Below are 17,303 nucleotides of genomic sequence, written 5' to 3' on the forward strand. Positions count from 1 at the left end.
TACGTTTCACGAGTTATAATTTATAATTAGATTTGTGTACATGGATATCTCACAGGTTTTCGGATACTTTGGTGCACTTTTAATAGGTCTGGTTTTAGGCTTAATTGGCGGAGGGGGTTCTATACTTACGGTTCCTATTTTGGTATACTTAATGTCTGTAAATCCAATTACGGCAACAGCATATTCACTTTTTGTTGTTGGAGTGTCTTCGGTTTTTGGAACCATTCAAAATATAAAAAAAGGATTAGTTGACTTTAAAACGGCCCTTGTTTTTGCAATTCCTGCTTTTATTGCGGTATATCTCGCAAGAAAACTTATAGTACCAGCCATTCCAGAAACAATTTTTACAGTCGGTGATTTTATCTTAACAAAAGACATTGGTATTATGGTGTTTTTTGCGATTATTATGTTATTGGCTTCTATATCAATGATTAAAGAGAGAAAAGTAACGCCAAAATCATCTCCAACCAACGTAAAATTTAATTACCCTGTTATTATTATTGAAGGCCTTGCGGTTGGTGTACTCACCGGAATAGTAGGCGCGGGAGGCGGATTTTTAATAATTCCAGCCTTGGTGTTATTAGCAAAACTTCCAATGAAAAAAGCAGTTGGGACGTCATTATTAATTATTGCTGTTAAGTCGTTAATTGGATTTATTGGGGATATAGAAAATCTTGAAATTGATTGGTCGTTTTTACTAGTATTTACAGCAATTTCTGTAGTTGGGATTTTTATTGGAAGCTACCTTTCTAATTTTATTGACGGTAAAAAACTAAAGAAGAGTTTTGGATGGTTTGTTTTGATCATGGGCATTTATATAATTTTAAAAGAGTTATTATAATTTGGAAAACTTAGATGCGTCTTATTGGAACAATCGCTATGATAAGAATGATGATCCTTGGGACTTAGGAGAGGTGTCTCCTCCAATAAAGGCCTTTATAGATCAACTTAATAATCTTGAGACACGTATTTTAATTCCTGGAGGAGGTAATTCTTATGAAGCAGAATATTTGTTTAGCAAAGGGTTTAAAAATGTCTATGTTGTTGACGTGTCTAGAACAGCTCTTGATAATATAAAAAAACGAGTTCCAAATTTTCCTGAAACACAACTAATACATTTAGATTTTTTTAAATTAGACATGGTTTTTGATCTCATTTTGGAGCAAACCTTCTTTTGCGCCCTTCATCCAAACCTTAGAACAAAGTATGTCTTAAAAATGAATGAGCTCTTAGTTGAAAATGGCAGTTTAGTCGGATTACTATTTAATCTACCACTCTATAAAGACAAGCCACCTTTTGGAGGAGATAAAGCGCTTTATGTATCTTATTTTGAAAAAAGTTTTCATATTGAAACTATGGAAAAATGCTATAATTCAATCTCTCAAAGAGAGGGTAATGAGCTCTTTTTTAGGTTGATAAAAGAATAATCTTCACTTCTCTTCGTTTAAAAGTAAATACGTGGTGTAACATTTTATGACTTTTGACGTCCAATAGATGTTCAATCAAAATAATAATACAATGCGACAAGATAATCAACTTATAGTATTAACACATTTGAGTCAGTTACTCACGTTCATTACTGGATTTGGCGGACTTATTGTGCCCTTAGTTATTTGGGCTACTCAAAAAGAAAATGTGTATCGCATGGACCAAGAAGGTAAGAATATTGTCAACTTTCAGCTAAGTTTATTAGTTTATGCTTTAATATGTGTTCCTCTGGTATTTGTTTTAATAGGCATATTTGGATTAATAGCATTATGTATATTATCGTTTATTTTTCCAATTATAAATGCTATTAGAGCAAGCCATGGCGAAACTCCAAGATATCCTTTATCTCTTAATTTTATTAGTTAGTTATTTTACATAGGGATAAATGAAAACGCTCACTACTAAGTGAGCGTTTTTTAGATATATATAGTATATCCACGCACTCTATTAATTGGGTGTTTTTACGTGGTTTTTTGTGTGTGTTATAAGGTATTTTAGATGTACTTTAAATATAAGACGTTATGGCCAAAACTGTATCAGACTCTAATACAAAAACACCTAAAGATAGTAACACATCAAAGGTTGTAAAACCTGGAATTTCTCAAGAAATCATTAACGAATTAAGTTCCGAAATAAATAACATGTTGTCGTATGCTGTATTTAATGGTATTACAATAAATACAGAGGTGAATGCTCTTATTCAAAACAGTAGTGTTGATGACTTAATTAACGCTCATAATTTGTTGTGCAAAAATGTAGCTCCAGCTACACCAAAATCTATTCAGTTTACTAAGAAACTGCATTCTAAAGACAACACCAAACTCGTTTTGAGCAGACTTCCTTTGGTTAGAAATCTTGTTATTTTGGCCTTAGTATTTTTAACTATTTTTATTGTAACAGGTATTTCGTCTGATGTGAATAATGATTCTCTAGATAAAGGAATTATGAATAATCATGGCAAACAGTTACTTCTCAATATTGGTTACTTATGCTCTATTTCTGGTTTAGGAGTGGTTTTTTACTTACTTAAAAATGTGAGTAATTCTTTAAAGAAAGGAACGTTGTTACCTGAAGAGTCTATTGAGTATATGGCTCAAATTGTACTTGGAATCATTGCTGGTCTTGTATTGTCTGAAATCTTATCGGTTTATATAACCAATCCGGATAATGTCAATTTATTCAATAAAAGCGTACTCGCACTTATTGGAGGTTTTTCATCGGATGCCTTGTTTAGTATGCTGCAAGGTGTTATAGACCGAATAAAATCTATATTTATTCCTGCTAATTCGTAAAATAGTATTATTAAGAAATGAGGTTTCTACTAACGACAGTATCATAGATAATTTGTAGATGTTTTATTTTTAGAGTATCATCAAATGCTATAATGTCTACAACGTCGAAGTTCACTTCTTTGGCTGTTTTTAAAGTCCAATGATAGTTAAAGTGAAGCGCTAGAGTATTAGTGTCGTTGTTATCATAAATCCCCTTCAATTTTAATTTAGAAGCGTTAGTGTCATTCTGTAAAAGTCTATAAAATTCTGAAGCAAGTTTATTTCCGTAGAGAGGAGAGGCTACTGTTCCTGTTTCAGAAAAAAGAGCAATAACAGCTTCCATGTCTCCGTCTTCAAGGTGTTTTAAGTACTGTCTGGCAATTGCTGAGCGACTCATATGTATAGAAAAATTAAAAAAGCCAAGAACAGTACGTTATTGGCTTAGTTTATATAAGGTTTAATTTTGACTAGCTATTTAGCATCACTGGCATTACCAACATGGTCACATGCTCACCCGCGTCTAAACCATCAATAGGTGTTAATATTCCAGCTCTGTTTGGTAGGCTCATTTCTAGTTGCACTTCATCAGAATTGAGGTTGTTCAACATTTCAGTAAGAAAACGTGAGTTAAAACCAATTTGCATATCATCACCTTGGTAGTCACATGTTAAACGTTCTTCTGCTTTATTTGAGTAATCAATATCCTCTGCTGAAATATTCAATTCGGCACCTGCAATTTTTAATCGAATTTGATGCGTTGTTTTATTTGAAAAAATACTCACACGACGCACAGAGTTTAAGAACTGCGTTCTGTCTATGGTTAATTTATTCGGATTTTCTTTAGGAATTACGGCTTCATAATTTGGATACTTCCCATCAATCAATCGACATACAAGCACAGAATTCTCAAAAGTGAATTTAGCGTTAGAATCATTATATTCAATAGTAACGGCGTCATCATTAGCAGCCAATATTCCTTTTAAAAGATTTAAAGGTTTCTTAGGCATAATAAACTCGGCTACTTGATTAGCCTTTACATCTTCTCGTGTATATTTTACAAGTTTGTGAGCATCAGTAGCAACAAAGGTGAGACCTTCAGTTGAAAATTGAAAAAAGACACCACTCATTACAGGACGCAGATCATCATTACCAGCGGCAAAAATAGTTTTTCCTATTGCAGTTGCCAAAATATCTCCAGCTATAGTTGTAGTGCTAGGATTATCTAGTTCAACAGCTTTAGGAAACTCATTGCCATCGGCATAAGCCAATGCATATTTACCATGATTAGAGCTAATTTCTACGGTGTTGTTATCTTCAACAACAAAGGTGAGAGGTTGCTCTGGGAATGTTTTTAAAGTGTCTAACAATAAACGCGCAGGTAATGCAATACTACCATCTTTATCGCTTTCTACATCAAGAGTGGAAGACATCGTTGTTTCTAAATCGCTAGCAGAAACAGTTAATTTAGAATCTTTCAATTCGAATAAGAAATTATCTAAAATAGGTAGCGTGTTCGAACTGTTGATAACACCTCCTAAAACCTGTAATTGTTTAAGTAAATATGTACTGGATACTATAAATTTCATACGTTCTTATAAAAATTTTTTCAAAATTATCACAACTAATTGTGCATTACAAATATATCTTAAAGCTATTGTTTTATAAAACAAACTTATTAACAACTTCTGGCGTCTAAAAAGGGACTATTTGGTGTAGTGTTTTCTTCTGAAATAATTAAAGACAAAACCAAAAACTCCTAATATAACAAGTGGTAAGACAATATTTATAATTTGCCACTTCGATTTTTGATCTTCAATTTTTGCTGTATCCAAGAATGCCAATTTCACCTCTTTGGTACGAATGTTTATAAGTCCGTCATCATTAAGAAGGTAGTTCACGGCATTTTCAAGAAACTCTTTATTTCCAAATTTACGTTTGGTTAAGAACTCAAAACCTAACTCTTGAGGTCTGTTTTTTATAACTTCATTCTTAATCACATCGCCATCTGCAATTACAATCATTTTGGTTGGCTTGCTTATCGTTTTGTCATCTGAAATTTTAAAAGGCTTTACACGTTTGTCATACACAGAAGTAAACTCGCCCTCCAACAAAACTGCGAGGGTTTGAAAAGGTTCTTTATAGGTTTCTGGATCAGGTTCTTGAGTGACCACATCTAGGCTAATTTCACGCGGAATACTTTGTAGTTTTGACAGTTGAGAACTTCTTAACAAAATGGTTTTGTCTATATCATTCTTTAAGGTGTCTATCTGACTGGCAAAGTCAAATTTTACTGGATCTAAGTTTGCTGTAATAGAATGGTTGGGATTACTTGCAGCTAATGGAGAATATGGCCATTGCACAGGTTGAAATTGAGCGTTGTTACCTTCGCCAATGGCTAAAGGAATAGGGGCCGAATACAAATCATTTACAATAACAGGATTAATACGAACACCATATTTAAAGAAGAAATCATTAAGATTCAAGTCTTTCATAATAGCAACAGCAGTTCCTGCACGATTATTTAAACTATCTCTATCCATAATTATGCTTTCGGTGAGCCAGAGACTCTTTCCGCCATTCATAGTGTATTGATCTAAAACATATTTTTCTTCTTCGGAAAAAGCCACACTAGGTTTTGCAGAAATAATTAAGTCATAATTCGAAATGTCCTGAAGTGTCTTTTTCGGGTTACTAGAAACACTATCTAAAGTGAAAGGAGCAAGAAAATAATGTTCTCCTAATGTTTTGAGAATGTCTGCAATATAGATGTCACCTAATTGTCCGTTACCTTTCAATATTGCAATCTTATTTTGCTTTGGTTTTACCAATTTTTTAAATGCTTCAGCAAAGGCATATTCTAAATTTTGAATAGATCCATTAACTAATTCTTGGTCTGTAGCTCCAATTTTATTTTTAATTAATGGAATTATTACTGTTTGTTCGTTGTAACTAGCCAAGGCCCAAGGAATAATTAACTCTTGAGATGTCTTTCCATTTTCTTTTATGTTAATTTGAAAAGGCTGTAAACCTCGTTTAGCCAGTTGTTGCAAGTTTTGGTTCCGTGTTTTTTCATCAGCCAAAGGATTTATAAAACCAAATTTTACGTTGCTGTTGTATAATGAAAATTCTTCAAGCAATTGTTGAGTTTCATCCCGCAAACGTCTAAATTCAGATGGAAAATCACCTTCTAAAAATACGTCAATGATTAAGGGAGAATCAACATCTTCAACAGTTTGTAGTGCTTCATTAGATAAGGTGTAGCGTTTATCTTTAGTAAGATCAAAACGCTTATAAACCTTACTCGATATTAAATTAACAGCAATAAGTGCCACGAGTGTTATGGCTATGGCAATGATATTTTTTTTAGTCTTTAGCATCAAATGTTATGGCTTCTTTGTAAATATTAATGTCTACAACTGTATCGTTTTTAAATGTGATTTGTGCACATTCTTTTTCAGTATTAAAAGCACCAGGTTCAATACCTAAGGCGTAATTCCACTTGTTTGCATTATGATCTTTTAGTGCCTCGCTCCATGACATCCATTCGGCAGTTCCTAGTAGTGATTCAACCTCTTGCTTTGACTTTCCAAGTAAAATTTCAGAAGCTATCATATCATCAGATAATTCATAACGTAATGCAGGTTTGTTCTTCCATAATTCTGAAGAAAAATATTTCTGATGATGATAATTGCTAAAAATATTTATCATTGGATATACGCCATAAAAATAAGCAAATGGTGTAATGGCTAAACTTACTAATGCCGTAAGCCATTTCCGTCTATCTATGGTTTTCACAAATAAAAACACGAGTACAAATATAATGCACATCATAACCACTAAAGGCGTCGTAATAATCATGTGTTTGCGCGTTTAATAGTTAATTTTGTTAAGACAATAAATAATACTGTAATGCTTAAAAAGTATATAATATCTCGTGTATCTAAAACGCCGCGACTCATACTTTTGAAATGCGATTCCATGCCTAGTTTTTCAACATAAAAGGTGTCCCCAAATAAGTTGTAGTTTGATAGACCTTCAAAACCAAAATAAAAAAAGAAACAAATAAATACTGCGATGATAAATGCTACAATTTGGTTATCTGTTAGACTTGATGCAAATACGCCAATGGCGGCATAAGCCGCAACAAGAAATAGCAGTCCGAAATACGACCCCATGATACTACCAATATCGAGGTTTCCTTCAGGGTTTCCTAACTTAGAAATGGTAAAGACATATAAAAGTGTTGGAATTAAAGCTATAATTATAAGGACGAGAGCTCCAAGATATTTTCCTAAAACAATATGTAAATGACTTATTGGTTTTGTAAGTAATAACTCTAGAGTACCTTGTTTTTTCTCATCGGCAAAACTCCGCATTGTCACCGCTGGAACTAGAAATATGAGAATCCATGGAGCTAACAAAAAGAAGGTAGACAAATCTGCAAACCCATTATCTAGAACATTAAAATCACCTTTAAAGAGCCATAAAAATAACCCATTGAGTAATAAAAATACCGCAATCACTAAGTAACCAATAGGAGAGGAAAAGAAGCTGTTTATTTCTTTTTTGAGAATTGCTAACATTACTAATTTTTAGGGTTTTCGATTTTATTTTTCACCAAAGATATTAAACCATGTATAGTTACACCAAAAAATACTACATAAAGACTTAAACGTGTTAGTGGTCTTTCTATATCATCAGTTGGAAGTTCAGTAAAAAAAGCATAGATCACAAGGCAGCTTGCAATAATAATGGATACAGAACCAAGCCACTGAATCTTATTTAAAAGATGGTGTTTTATGGGGTTAAAATACGCCCCGAGTGCTACATTAATTAAACCAAACAACAAAATATAGAGGTGTCCTGCTCGAAATAACGCTCTATTCATCAATTCCATATCTTTTAAATGATCATATCTATGATGCATATATTGACCTGTCAAAATAAATGTGATTACGATAGCAATGCCAAAAAAAAGATGGAACTTCCCGAGCATGTCTAATTTATTTTATATCAAATTTCATTTCATTTAGTTCTCTTTCCTTATTAAGAACTTTACATTTTAAATTGGTAATGTACACTTGATCTCCAGGTTTCACCAATGCAATTAGCTTCTTGGTCTCTTCAGAAGCTCTATTGCCAATGTTTTTTGAAATTCCAACAGCAGTTGTATCTCTAATGACCATCATGGTATATTCTGTCATTTTAAAATCCATGCACACATACTCGCTATAGGCATTGAGTCTAGCAATACCAAAATACGATTTAAATGTTTCCTCGGAAATGTCTCCTTCACGAAATCCTGCGATATTGGGAATAGGGTCAGGAAAATCAATAACCCGATACACTCTCTTATCAACAAATACAGAGTCTTTCCCTGTTTTTTTATAGAAATTTACAACGAGTTCTCTACTTTCAGACAAAGTAACCAGACTAAAACTGCAATCTTTATAACGTTCTATTTTAGCTGCTTTACTGGTGATAATAACATCATTACAGTCAGTGTTTTCAATACTTGCTCTAATGGGGTTTGTAATACCCCTTATGACAATATTTTGCAAAGACAATTCTAATACAACTTCTTGGGCAAAAGATAGTTGTACACAAAGAATTAAAAACCAAATTTTTCTCATAAAAGATAATTTACTCAAGAGAAGCTAACTTATCTACACTCCATGCTTCGGGCTTTGCATTAAACAGAGGTTTCGTTTTTGCCCAAACACCTTTAAATAAATCTGAATGTCTATAAAGTTCTAAATCAGCTTCAGTTTGCCAATAACTATACGTAAAAAAAACGTTTGTATTGTGTTTGTCGCGATAGAGTTCTAAAAACTCACAGCCCTCAAATGCTCTGATAAGCTCTTTTTTGGCTTCAAAATTTGCAAGGAATTCTTCAACTTTAGAAGGTACAAAACTCATTTTTACAATACGTACAAACATACTTTATGTTTTTGAAAAATTAATGGTCACAGTATCCATGACCTTAAGTCCCATAAGACTTGAGGCACTTCCAACCGTAGCGTTGTCACTTTTGTAAACAGCAATTTCTAAATAGCCAGATGAATTAAACACCACCAAGCCTTTTCCTGCATCGTAGCGTTTGTCCTCTGGAATTTCGAAATTAATGGCATCACTATATTTATCATGTATTTTTTTAAACTTGTAACTCCTTGCCGAGATTTCATAAGCTCGTGTTTTTTGAACGCCTTCAAAAAATTTACGCTTTATATTGGTAATTACATTGCCATAGTTATCAATATAAATGACGCTTCCTATAATTTGATTTTTATCATCATTAACAAACGGAATCAAATTTTTAATAGGCTTAATTGTATTAATAAGTTTGCCAATAACTTCTAAGGTGCCGCCACGAGCAATATGGCAAGCCACATTTACAAACACATCTAGAACTGGAAAACTAGTAGCAACACGATCATGAATGTTAATTTCAACAATTTTTTGAGGTGCAATATCAGAGCATATCATACTCATGATACCATTATTAGCACAAATAAAATAATGATCGTCTAATTTTACGGCAATATGTTTGTTTTCTGGATTGAGCTCAGAATCGATGCCAATCATATGTATTGTGCCTTTAGGAAAACTGCTATAGGCGTTCTGGATAATATAAGCTGCTTCAGGAACATTAAATGGCGCAACAGAATGTGAGATATCAACAATTCGTACATCTGGCAATTCACTATAAATAGCTCCTTTAATGGCTCCTGCAAAGTGATCTTTTTCGCCAAAATCGGTTGTTAATGTGATAATTGCCATGCGCTAGCTATAAATAAAGTTTAATTAATGGGCCTCTTTCTTTATCTTAAACAAAACTGTTAAAAACTAATCATATTTTAACCTTGGCTAAACCTACAGAATAAAATAGTTTAATTATTTTTGATTGAGATGTTATCAAAATGAGACTCATTTTGTCTCATCACAAAACTAATAAAACAAAACAGATTAATTTATAATTCCCATCGCTTTTGAATGAACTTATTTTAGAACTAGAAGAAATTACACCCAAAGAATTTTTTGGAGCTCAAAATGCCAACATCGTACTTCTTAAAAAATACTTTCCAAAACTTAAAATTGTAGCCCGAGGCAATAAAATTAAGGCTTATGGAGATGAAGATTTGCTCGAAGAGTTTGATCGTCGTATGAACATGCTTATGAAACATTTTGGTAAGTATAATAAAATTGATGAGAATGTTATCGAACGTGTACTAACGAGCCAAAGTAGCGATGACTACACAACCTCTGAACAGAGTGGCGAAACTATTGTTCATGGTGTTAACGGTAAGATTATAAAGGCGCAAACGGTTAACCAACGTAAGTTAGTGGAGAGCATGCGCAAAAATGATATGGTTTTTGCTATTGGTCCTGCAGGAACAGGTAAAACCTATACAGGAGTTGCGCTGGCAGTACGAGCCTTAAAGGCAAAAGAAGTTAAACGCATTATTTTAACGCGTCCAGCTGTAGAAGCAGGAGAGAACCTAGGTTTCTTGCCAGGAGATTTAAAGGAGAAATTAGATCCTTACATGCAACCGTTGTATGATGCACTTCGTGATATGATTCCAGCTGAGAAATTAGCTAGTTTTATTGAAAATGGCACCATACAAATTGCACCTTTAGCGTTTATGCGCGGACGAACATTAGACAATGCATTTGTGATTTTGGATGAAGGTCAAAATACAACGCATGCTCAAATGAAAATGTTTTTAACTCGTATGGGAAAAAACGCAAAGTTTCTTCTTACAGGTGATCCTGGTCAAGTTGATTTACCAAGACGAACTATTTCTGGGTTAAAAGAGGCATTACTTGTGCTTAAAAATGTAGATGGAATTGGTATGATATACCTGGATGACAAGGATGTTATTCGTCATAAACTGGTTAAGAAAGTTATCGCAGCCTATAAAAGTATAGAAAATAGAGATTAAGCTAAGAATTTGAAGGTTTAGTTTGAAAGTAAAAGTTAACAGATGAAATTTTTCTTTGGCACCTATGCTATTAAACTGAAGACTTTTAATGAGGAGGACTTGAATTTGGATGAGAAAAAGTATTCAAATTATACTTTTCTAGTATATGTCAAAGTTTTTCATATACTCTTAATTCCATTTTTTCCGTTGGAAAAGTTTTGGGTTATAAAAGATGAATATTCTAATGACTTCGTTAACACAGATGCATCATTAAGACATCAATTGACCTTAAAACAATTAAAGATAAAAAATCCGTTTTGGTCTTTTTCAGGTTGTATTATATTTTGTATTCCAATATTATTTTGGCTTTTCAATATTTTAGGAGGTTTGTTTACAGTAAATAAACCGCAAACAGATTATGAGTTTTACGTAGCAAAGAAGGAGAGGATAATAAATAAAATACATCATCCTAGTTTAAACCATATGTATTCCATAGAAGTCCATAGAAGTGGATACAAAGATTTTTTAGAATATGATGTCATTAGTTTTACTCAAGATACAATAGTATTGAAATTAGAAGAAAAGGTATTAAGAGTATCTCCAAATTTGAATTATTCTGATACCATAAGCATCTCAAAAATGGAATTATTTAATACATTGAACACTGATAATTTAATAATGGATTGCTTTTTTCCGATAAAACACCTTTGTCAAGATTCTATATCTAATAACTTTAAACCCTTTTATACCATAGAATCTATATATTAAACATATTTACAGCAATATTTAAAATGAAAAATACCATAACAGCATCAAATTTTAATTTTCCAAATCAAAAAAGTGTCTATAAAGGAAAGGTAAGAGAAGTTTATAATATAAATGACAACGAGCTTGTCATGATAGCAACAGATCGCTTATCGGCTTTTGATGTAGTGATGCCAAAAGGAATTCCGTATAAAGGGCAAATCCTAAATCAGATTGCAACCAGTATGATGAAGGCAACCGAAGATTTAGTACCTAATTGGTTAACGGCAACGCCAGATCCTAACGTGGCAGTTGGACATTTATGTGATCCTTTTAAAGTTGAAATGGTTATTCGTGGATACATGTCTGGTCATGCAGCTCGTGAATATAAAGCAGGACGACGCTTACTTTGTGGTGTTGAAATGCCTGAAGGTATGAAAGAAAATGACAAATTCCCTGAACCTATTATCACACCTGCAACTAAAGCAGAAATGGGAGATCATGATGAAGATATTTCTCGTGAAGACATTTTAAAGCGTGGTATTGTTTCCGAAGAAGATTATATCATTCTAGAAGATTACACGGGTAAGTTGTTCCAACGCGGAACAGAAATTGCAGCGTCGCGAGGACTGATTTTGGTGGATACCAAATATGAGTTTGGCAAAACTAAAGAAGGGAAAATTGTCCTTATTGATGAGATTCATACGCCAGATTCTTCACGTTATTTTTATGCGGATGGTTATCAAGACCGCCAAGACAATAATGAAGCTCAAAAACAACTATCCAAGGAGTTTGTGCGTCAATGGCTTATTTCTAATAATTTTCAAGGTTTGGAAGGACAAACTGTTCCTGAAATGAGTGATGCATATATTGAAACGGTAAGTAACCGTTATATCGAACTCTATGAGAATATTATGGGAGAGACTTTTATTAAAGCCGATGTAAGTGATATCCAAAGTAGGATAGAAGCCAATGTTTTAGACTATTTGAAACATTAAGCGCGGTTAATCATGGTTAACAGCAGCGTTTATTTCATTTGAGTAAATATCTTGTTCATTATAAAGCTCAAACCTAATTCTTAATTTGGTGTACTGTTTGGCGCAACCTTTTTTAATCGATGTCAAAGCAATTTCGTTTGGAGCCAGAACTATTGATGGAACCCCAGTGCCACACATGTATATAAAACGCTCTTGAATTGGAATCCACAGTCCTGTAGAATCTTTGGCTTCAGTAATCATTGGAAAATAGTCTCCAAAACCTATTCTGAGTGTGTCTTTTGAATGATTTCTAATAAATATTGGATAGGACAAAGCTCTGTGTGGAGCAATTGATGATATTTCACGCCAGGACGTGTAATCAGTTGGACTTCCAATGTGTTTTGTCGTGTCAATATAAATGGAGAGTTCATCTTTACTTGGTGTTCTATGTTTTTCCCATACTCTTACGAGATGATTTTGATCGGCATTTCTGTAATTAATCACAATAGAGTCACTTAGTGACCCCATATACAATGCCGAAAAATTTGCTGTTTTAGACGAGCTTAATGTATCTAGAACCAACTCATCTTTAAATTTATCAATAAGGGTGACATTAGAAAAAGATAAGGGAGTTTGTGGTTTTTCTTGAGTCAAAGTAAGGGGCTTTTGCGATTCTGAATCTTGGCAAGATAAAAATGTTGTCAAAGACAGAAATAATAGTACAAATTGCTTCATTCCAATATGATTTTGGTTATGTCTACATAGGCCACTATAATCGTGCCATCAATTGTAATAAAAAAAAAGGCACCAAATTTGGTGCCTTTTCATGATTAATTATTTAATATGAGCAAATACGTACTATTCTATAATAATGCGTTTGTTTACGACTTGACCATCATTCTCAATGCTCAAAATGTAAACGGCACTTTCTAGGTTCCCAAAATGTAAACGTTGATTAAATAATCCACCATTGTTTGTGTAGGTATATTTATTTATCACACGACCTCTTAAGTCGTATAATTTTATATTAACATCTTTATTGTTTAATGTACTAAACGATACGTTAAGTTCTTCTTTTGCTGGGTTTGGCCAGATTGCTAAAGAGTCAGATAAATTTGAATCTTCAACACTTAAACTTGATGTACCACATATTTCTAAATTAAAACTTTGGAATGTACCACCATCCTCAGCTGGGAAACCATCTGTCATGGTTAAAACCCAATCACCAGATGCACTTTCATTGTTAAATGCAGATAATACTTCGGCTGGTTGAATTGTGCCTCCAACAGCTGGAGCAGAAGTACTGCATGCTACAGGACCAGCAGCTTGATCATCAAACGTAACGTTTATGTCATTTGTACCATCATCACATGTACTATTTGCTAATAATACTACTGAAGTTCCATTAGGAGAGGTTAGAACTAATTCCATGTCTCCAGCCCAAGTGTGATCAATATCTATAGTAATATTAATATCAGAAATTGTAATATCATCGGTAATGTTTAAAGTAGATGTTACAACATGTTCTGCAGCGCCAGCGCTTGGTATGTTTAAATTATTTTGGGTTGAATTAAACGTTGTACAAAGGACATCGGCCGTTGTAAACCTTCTAATTGATGAATATGAAGAATCACCACAACTGTTTTCTGCTTTTACACGCCAAAAATATTGAGTATTAGATGTTAGTTCTGGAGTTGTAAATGTTGTATTAGCAGATGTGTTAGATGCAACAATGGCAGAAAAACCAACATTGGTAGAAAGCTCAATTGTATAACTTGTAGCTTCTGCTGAAGCTGCCCAAACTAAATCAGAAATTAAAGCAATATCCGTTGCATTATTCGCAGGACTTGTTAATCCAGGAGCGTTTGGTGCCGCACCTTCTATTATTAAATCGACGTCAATAGATTTTGTTACAACACCTGTACCTGTGACAGAAATAGTATAACTTCCCGAAGAAACGCCACCCAAATTATTTAGAGTTAATGTTGTTGTTCCAGAATCGTTTAAAGATGTAGGGCTAAATGTAGCCGTAACTCCTGATGGCAAATTAGATGCTGAAAACGTTGTTGGATCCGTATTTCCACCTGTAGCGGTATAATTTATTGTATAACTGGTTGAGTTTGTTGATTCACAGCTATATTCTGTGGCATTTTCTGCTGCAATCACGAAATCTGGAGAAGCACTACAACTTACAACGTTTGGCTTAAATGTAGATTGTATAGACATCACGTAGGCTTCGGCAACGGTTGTTTGCCCATTACTAAACATAATCATACAAGCATCATCCGTATAGTCCATAAAACTTTGAAATAATCTTTGTTCACCATTAACACAGGCAGGCGATGCACCTAAAGTTGGGCATCCACCACTTGGATTACTTTGATTTGGTGTATCTGCTATACCATCATCAGTAGCACAACTTCCTGTAAATACGTGATCTAAATTGTAGAAATGACCCAATTCGTGAGTAACAGTTCTACCTAAATTAAAAGGTGCTCCAGGAACAATGCCAGAATTTGGGCAACCAGCACCAGAACCAAAAGCACCTAAGTTCATTGTAACAGAATCTCCATTGGCAATACTACCTCCTAACGGAGAAAAGCCTAATAATCCTGCTCCAATATCTTTGACTAAGAAATTCATATAACCACTCCAATTAGCATCTGTTTCTCCACCATTACCAAAATTGTATCCAATAGTTACAGCAGGACCACCTTCTACCATTTCAGCGTCTAATCCTGTAGGATGATTCATTGTAGCAATACAGAATAAAAAGTTTGCATTACCTGTGGTTGTATTTGTACTTGTATAAAATGGCGCAGCAGCAGTCCAACCTGAAATATCTGCATTGGCACCATTAAAATCTTCATTTAAAATGTCAATTTGATTTTGAGCTAAGGCTTCCAAACATGCGCGGTCAGATTCTTGACCTGAAGGGAAGTGAACAGCTACGGGAATTATAATAGGTTCCATTCTTCGCTGAGCTTGATTTATTTGCAAGTTTTGCGTCAGCTGGGCTTTAAATTTAGCCTGCGTCAGCTTATACTGGCGAGCATATTCTGGATCTTGCATTTTTTCTTGCATAAGCTCCACCATGCCACATGAACGTTGCGCATGAACTAAAGTTCCTATAAATAGGAACAGCACTAAAAGGGGTAGTTTTGGATTCATCAATAGTTAAATTTTTAGGTTTATACTATTATTAACATGTATAATTGAATTTACCCTAAAAAAACTTTTAATATTTAATCACATTGCTATTTAAAATGCGAAAATCATGCGTAGTTATGAAATTGCACGCGGCTTTGTAGCTTGTTGTAAATTGAAGATTTTACTCTAGAATTTAGTACATAGTATTGGGGTTAGCCGACGTCTTAGGAATCTGTTGAATAGCATCCCAATGTTCGCAGATCTTTCCATTGAGATCAAACCTAAAAAAATCCATAGTCACATATTGATCGTTTCCAGGCCATATCTGATGTGTATGTAATGCAACCAGATTGTCTTCAGCAATGCACCTAACAAATGAAATAGATTTGTTAGGATATTCATTTTGCATACGGTCAAAATAATCAACAAAGCCTTGTAACCCATCGGCAACATCTGGATTGTGTTGAATGTATTCTTTTCCTACATAAGTGTCGATTGCCTTTTGTGGTTTACCTTCATATGCCATTCTGTAAAATGCGATAGCGTTGCTTTTGTTTTGTTCTAAATTCATAATTTAATTTTTAATGGTCCTTATTAGTTTCCTAACCCCTTTATAGATAAATGCGTTTGTTTTTACATAATGAAATGATATAAAACAGACCACAAGTATAAAGACAATTGCTCCTAGTATGGCTTGAGTTGGATTTAAAGATTTGTAATAAAAATGTTTAAGCCCTAATCCAGTAAAACTTCCAAAGATGATAATAAAGTGTATAACATAAATGGACAAGGTTTTTTGTCCGATTTTCCCAATCAAAAAACCTTTTAAATAAGGCTCAGCCGCATAAAAAACACCAAATAATAGAAGCACATTTCCGAAGCGCGTAAAGAGGTAATTAAAATAGGCAGACGATTTAAATAACTGAATATCGGTCCAGTAATGTAAGCGCATTAAAAACCATGAAGAGTATTCAATAAGCAGGAATCCGGTTATAAAGAAAGAAATAACCGTGACCAATCTAAACTTTTCTTTGTGGGCTTGAGAGAAGAATATTGTAGCAAGAAAGCCTCCAAAAGCTGTGTAACCAAACCAAGGTAAAATAGTAAAGATAGAACCATAACTTCTAGTCATGTAATTGGCAAATGCTATTGGAACATCGCTTAAATCAAGTGATTGATACAAGGGTTCAGTTAAGAAACTTAAACAGCCCAATGTTAAGAATAAAGCTGCTAAAAGTTTTATATGCTTCCGCAATAGTACATAACAACCTATTAATAAAATGAGTGATAGTCCAATGCATTGCAAAACATCTACAACAAAGAAATATGTTTTAAATTCGCCTCGAAACCATCCAAAGATATCAACTCGCAGTAAGTAGCCAATTAGTATGAGTAATAACCCTCTATATAATCCCTTCCTTATTCTAAATCGGTCATCTCCTTTATGTCTGGCTCGTAATAATAAATATAAAAACACAAGACCTGAGATAGTAAAGAAAGTTGGAGCAGTGATACCTCTAAAATAATGCCATATTTGATAAATAAGACTAGATTGATTTCTATAAATTGGATTGAGAAGTGTATCAATAAAATGCCCTTGTAGCATCATTAAAATTGCGAAGGCACGAACGGCATCAATAAAAAAGAGTCGTTTGATTTTCAAGAGTTGGTTGGTTTGTATAAATATACCTTTAATTTTTAAGCTTCACTAAATAGAAAGTAATATCTTAGGTGACGAATTCGTAAGTATC

At 33.7% G+C, this 17,303-nt stretch carries 20 protein-coding genes; 7 read left to right on the top strand and 13 right to left on the bottom strand.

Going from position 1 to position 17,303, the window contains the following annotated elements; translation table 11 throughout:
• Nucleotides 1-40 precede the first annotated feature (40 nt).
• From Q0893_RS14345 to Q0893_RS14360, 4 genes are all read left to right on the top strand, one after another.
• Nucleotides 41-841 (top strand): sulfite exporter TauE/SafE family protein, encoded by an 801-nt coding sequence (locus tag Q0893_RS14345; protein ID WP_298902877.1) that lies wholly within the window; start codon nt 41-43, stop codon nt 839-841.
• Nucleotide 842: 1 nt separating this feature from the next.
• A complete protein-coding gene (locus Q0893_RS14350; protein ID WP_299276886.1) occupies nt 843-1,427 on the top strand; it encodes a methyltransferase domain-containing protein in 585 nt (194 codons plus the stop codon).
• Nucleotides 1,428-1,518: 91 nt separating this feature from the next.
• Nucleotides 1,519-1,854, top strand: coding sequence for a DUF4870 domain-containing protein (locus Q0893_RS14355; protein ID WP_298902875.1), 336 nt, complete (start codon nt 1,519-1,521; stop codon nt 1,852-1,854).
• Between the two features lie 155 nt (nt 1,855-2,009).
• Nucleotides 2,010-2,780, top strand: a complete 771-nt coding sequence (locus Q0893_RS14360; protein ID WP_298902873.1) for a hypothetical protein — start codon at nt 2,010-2,012, stop codon at nt 2,778-2,780.
• Between the two features lie 10 nt (nt 2,781-2,790).
• On the opposite strand, the gene Q0893_RS14365 is transcribed toward Q0893_RS14360, so the two are convergent.
• The 9 genes from Q0893_RS14365 to Q0893_RS14405 all read right to left on the bottom strand — a co-directional run bounded on the left by Q0893_RS14365 (nt 2,791) and on the right by Q0893_RS14405 (nt 9,539).
• On the bottom strand, nt 2,791-3,156 hold the full coding sequence (locus Q0893_RS14365) for a nuclear transport factor 2 family protein (protein ID WP_298902872.1): 366 nt from the start codon (nt 3,154-3,156) through the stop codon (nt 2,791-2,793).
• A gap of 70 nt (nt 3,157-3,226) precedes the next feature.
• Complete coding sequence (dnaN, locus tag Q0893_RS14370; protein ID WP_298902870.1) at nt 3,227-4,345, bottom strand: DNA polymerase III subunit beta; 1,119 nt, start codon at nt 4,343-4,345, stop codon at nt 3,227-3,229.
• 117 nt (nt 4,346-4,462) lie between these two features.
• A complete protein-coding gene (gene gldG / locus Q0893_RS14375; protein ID WP_298902869.1) occupies nt 4,463-6,136 on the bottom strand; it encodes a gliding motility-associated ABC transporter substrate-binding protein GldG in 1,674 nt (557 codons plus the stop codon).
• Nucleotides 6,123-6,617 (bottom strand): hypothetical protein, encoded by a 495-nt coding sequence (locus Q0893_RS14380; protein WP_299276893.1) that lies wholly within the window; start codon nt 6,615-6,617, stop codon nt 6,123-6,125. Before Q0893_RS14380 ends, gldG begins: the two co-directional genes overlap by 14 nt.
• Nucleotides 6,614-7,342 carry a gliding motility-associated ABC transporter permease subunit GldF gene (gene gldF, locus Q0893_RS14385; RefSeq protein ID WP_298902866.1) on the bottom strand — a complete coding sequence of 243 codons (729 nt, stop codon included), beginning with the start codon at nt 7,340-7,342 and terminating at the stop codon, nt 6,614-6,616. The genes Q0893_RS14380 and gldF overlap by 4 nt, the downstream gene beginning before the upstream one ends.
• Before the next feature lie 2 nt (nt 7,343-7,344).
• Nucleotides 7,345-7,755 (bottom strand): hypothetical protein, encoded by a 411-nt coding sequence (locus Q0893_RS14390; protein ID WP_298902864.1) that lies wholly within the window; start codon nt 7,753-7,755, stop codon nt 7,345-7,347.
• A 7-nt stretch (nt 7,756-7,762) separates the two neighbouring features.
• Nucleotides 7,763-8,392 (bottom strand): GldM family protein, encoded by a 630-nt coding sequence (locus tag Q0893_RS14395; protein WP_299276898.1) that lies wholly within the window; start codon nt 8,390-8,392, stop codon nt 7,763-7,765.
• 10 nt (nt 8,393-8,402) lie between these two features.
• The gene (locus Q0893_RS14400) at nt 8,403-8,699 is read right to left on the bottom strand and encodes a putative quinol monooxygenase (protein WP_299276901.1); all 297 of its coding nucleotides are present in this window, start codon (nt 8,697-8,699) and stop codon (nt 8,403-8,405) included.
• Between the two features lie 3 nt (nt 8,700-8,702).
• Nucleotides 8,703-9,539 (bottom strand): SAM-dependent chlorinase/fluorinase, encoded by an 837-nt coding sequence (locus tag Q0893_RS14405; RefSeq protein WP_299276904.1) that lies wholly within the window; start codon nt 9,537-9,539, stop codon nt 8,703-8,705.
• A gap of 209 nt (nt 9,540-9,748) precedes the next feature.
• On the opposite strand from Q0893_RS14405, the gene Q0893_RS14410 reads away from it, so the two are divergent.
• From Q0893_RS14410 to Q0893_RS14420, 3 genes are read left to right on the top strand one after another with little or no spacing between them, the layout of a single operon-like run.
• Nucleotides 9,749-10,702, top strand: coding sequence for a PhoH family protein (locus tag Q0893_RS14410; RefSeq protein ID WP_298902858.1), 954 nt, complete (start codon nt 9,749-9,751; stop codon nt 10,700-10,702).
• A gap of 42 nt (nt 10,703-10,744) precedes the next feature.
• Nucleotides 10,745-11,449 (top strand): hypothetical protein, encoded by a 705-nt coding sequence (locus Q0893_RS14415; protein WP_299276908.1) that lies wholly within the window; start codon nt 10,745-10,747, stop codon nt 11,447-11,449.
• Nucleotides 11,450-11,472: 23 nt separating this feature from the next.
• Nucleotides 11,473-12,423 (top strand): phosphoribosylaminoimidazolesuccinocarboxamide synthase, encoded by a 951-nt coding sequence (locus Q0893_RS14420; RefSeq protein ID WP_299276911.1) that lies wholly within the window; start codon nt 11,473-11,475, stop codon nt 12,421-12,423.
• A 6-nt stretch (nt 12,424-12,429) separates the two neighbouring features.
• Here Q0893_RS14420 and Q0893_RS14425 read toward each other — a convergent pair whose 3' ends face one another.
• The 4 genes from Q0893_RS14425 to Q0893_RS14440 form a co-directional block, all read right to left on the bottom strand.
• On the bottom strand, nt 12,430-13,137 hold the full coding sequence (locus tag Q0893_RS14425; RefSeq protein ID WP_299276915.1) for a hypothetical protein: 708 nt from the start codon (nt 13,135-13,137) through the stop codon (nt 12,430-12,432).
• Between the two features lie 123 nt (nt 13,138-13,260).
• Nucleotides 13,261-15,573 carry a proprotein convertase P-domain-containing protein gene (locus Q0893_RS14430; RefSeq protein ID WP_298902854.1) on the bottom strand — a complete coding sequence of 771 codons (2,313 nt, stop codon included), beginning with the start codon at nt 15,571-15,573 and terminating at the stop codon, nt 13,261-13,263.
• A gap of 172 nt (nt 15,574-15,745) precedes the next feature.
• Complete coding sequence (locus Q0893_RS14435; protein ID WP_298902853.1) at nt 15,746-16,123, bottom strand: nuclear transport factor 2 family protein; 378 nt, start codon at nt 16,121-16,123, stop codon at nt 15,746-15,748.
• 3 nt (nt 16,124-16,126) lie between these two features.
• Entirely contained in the window at nt 16,127-17,215 is a 1,089-nt protein-coding gene (locus Q0893_RS14440; RefSeq protein ID WP_298902852.1) for a heparan-alpha-glucosaminide N-acetyltransferase domain-containing protein, read from the bottom strand.
• Nucleotides 17,216-17,303: the final 88 nt, after the last annotated feature.

It is taken from the genome of uncultured Psychroserpens sp. (assembly GCF_947494225.1).
In the GTDB taxonomy this organism is placed as follows: Bacteria; Bacteroidota; Bacteroidia; order Flavobacteriales; family Flavobacteriaceae; genus Psychroserpens.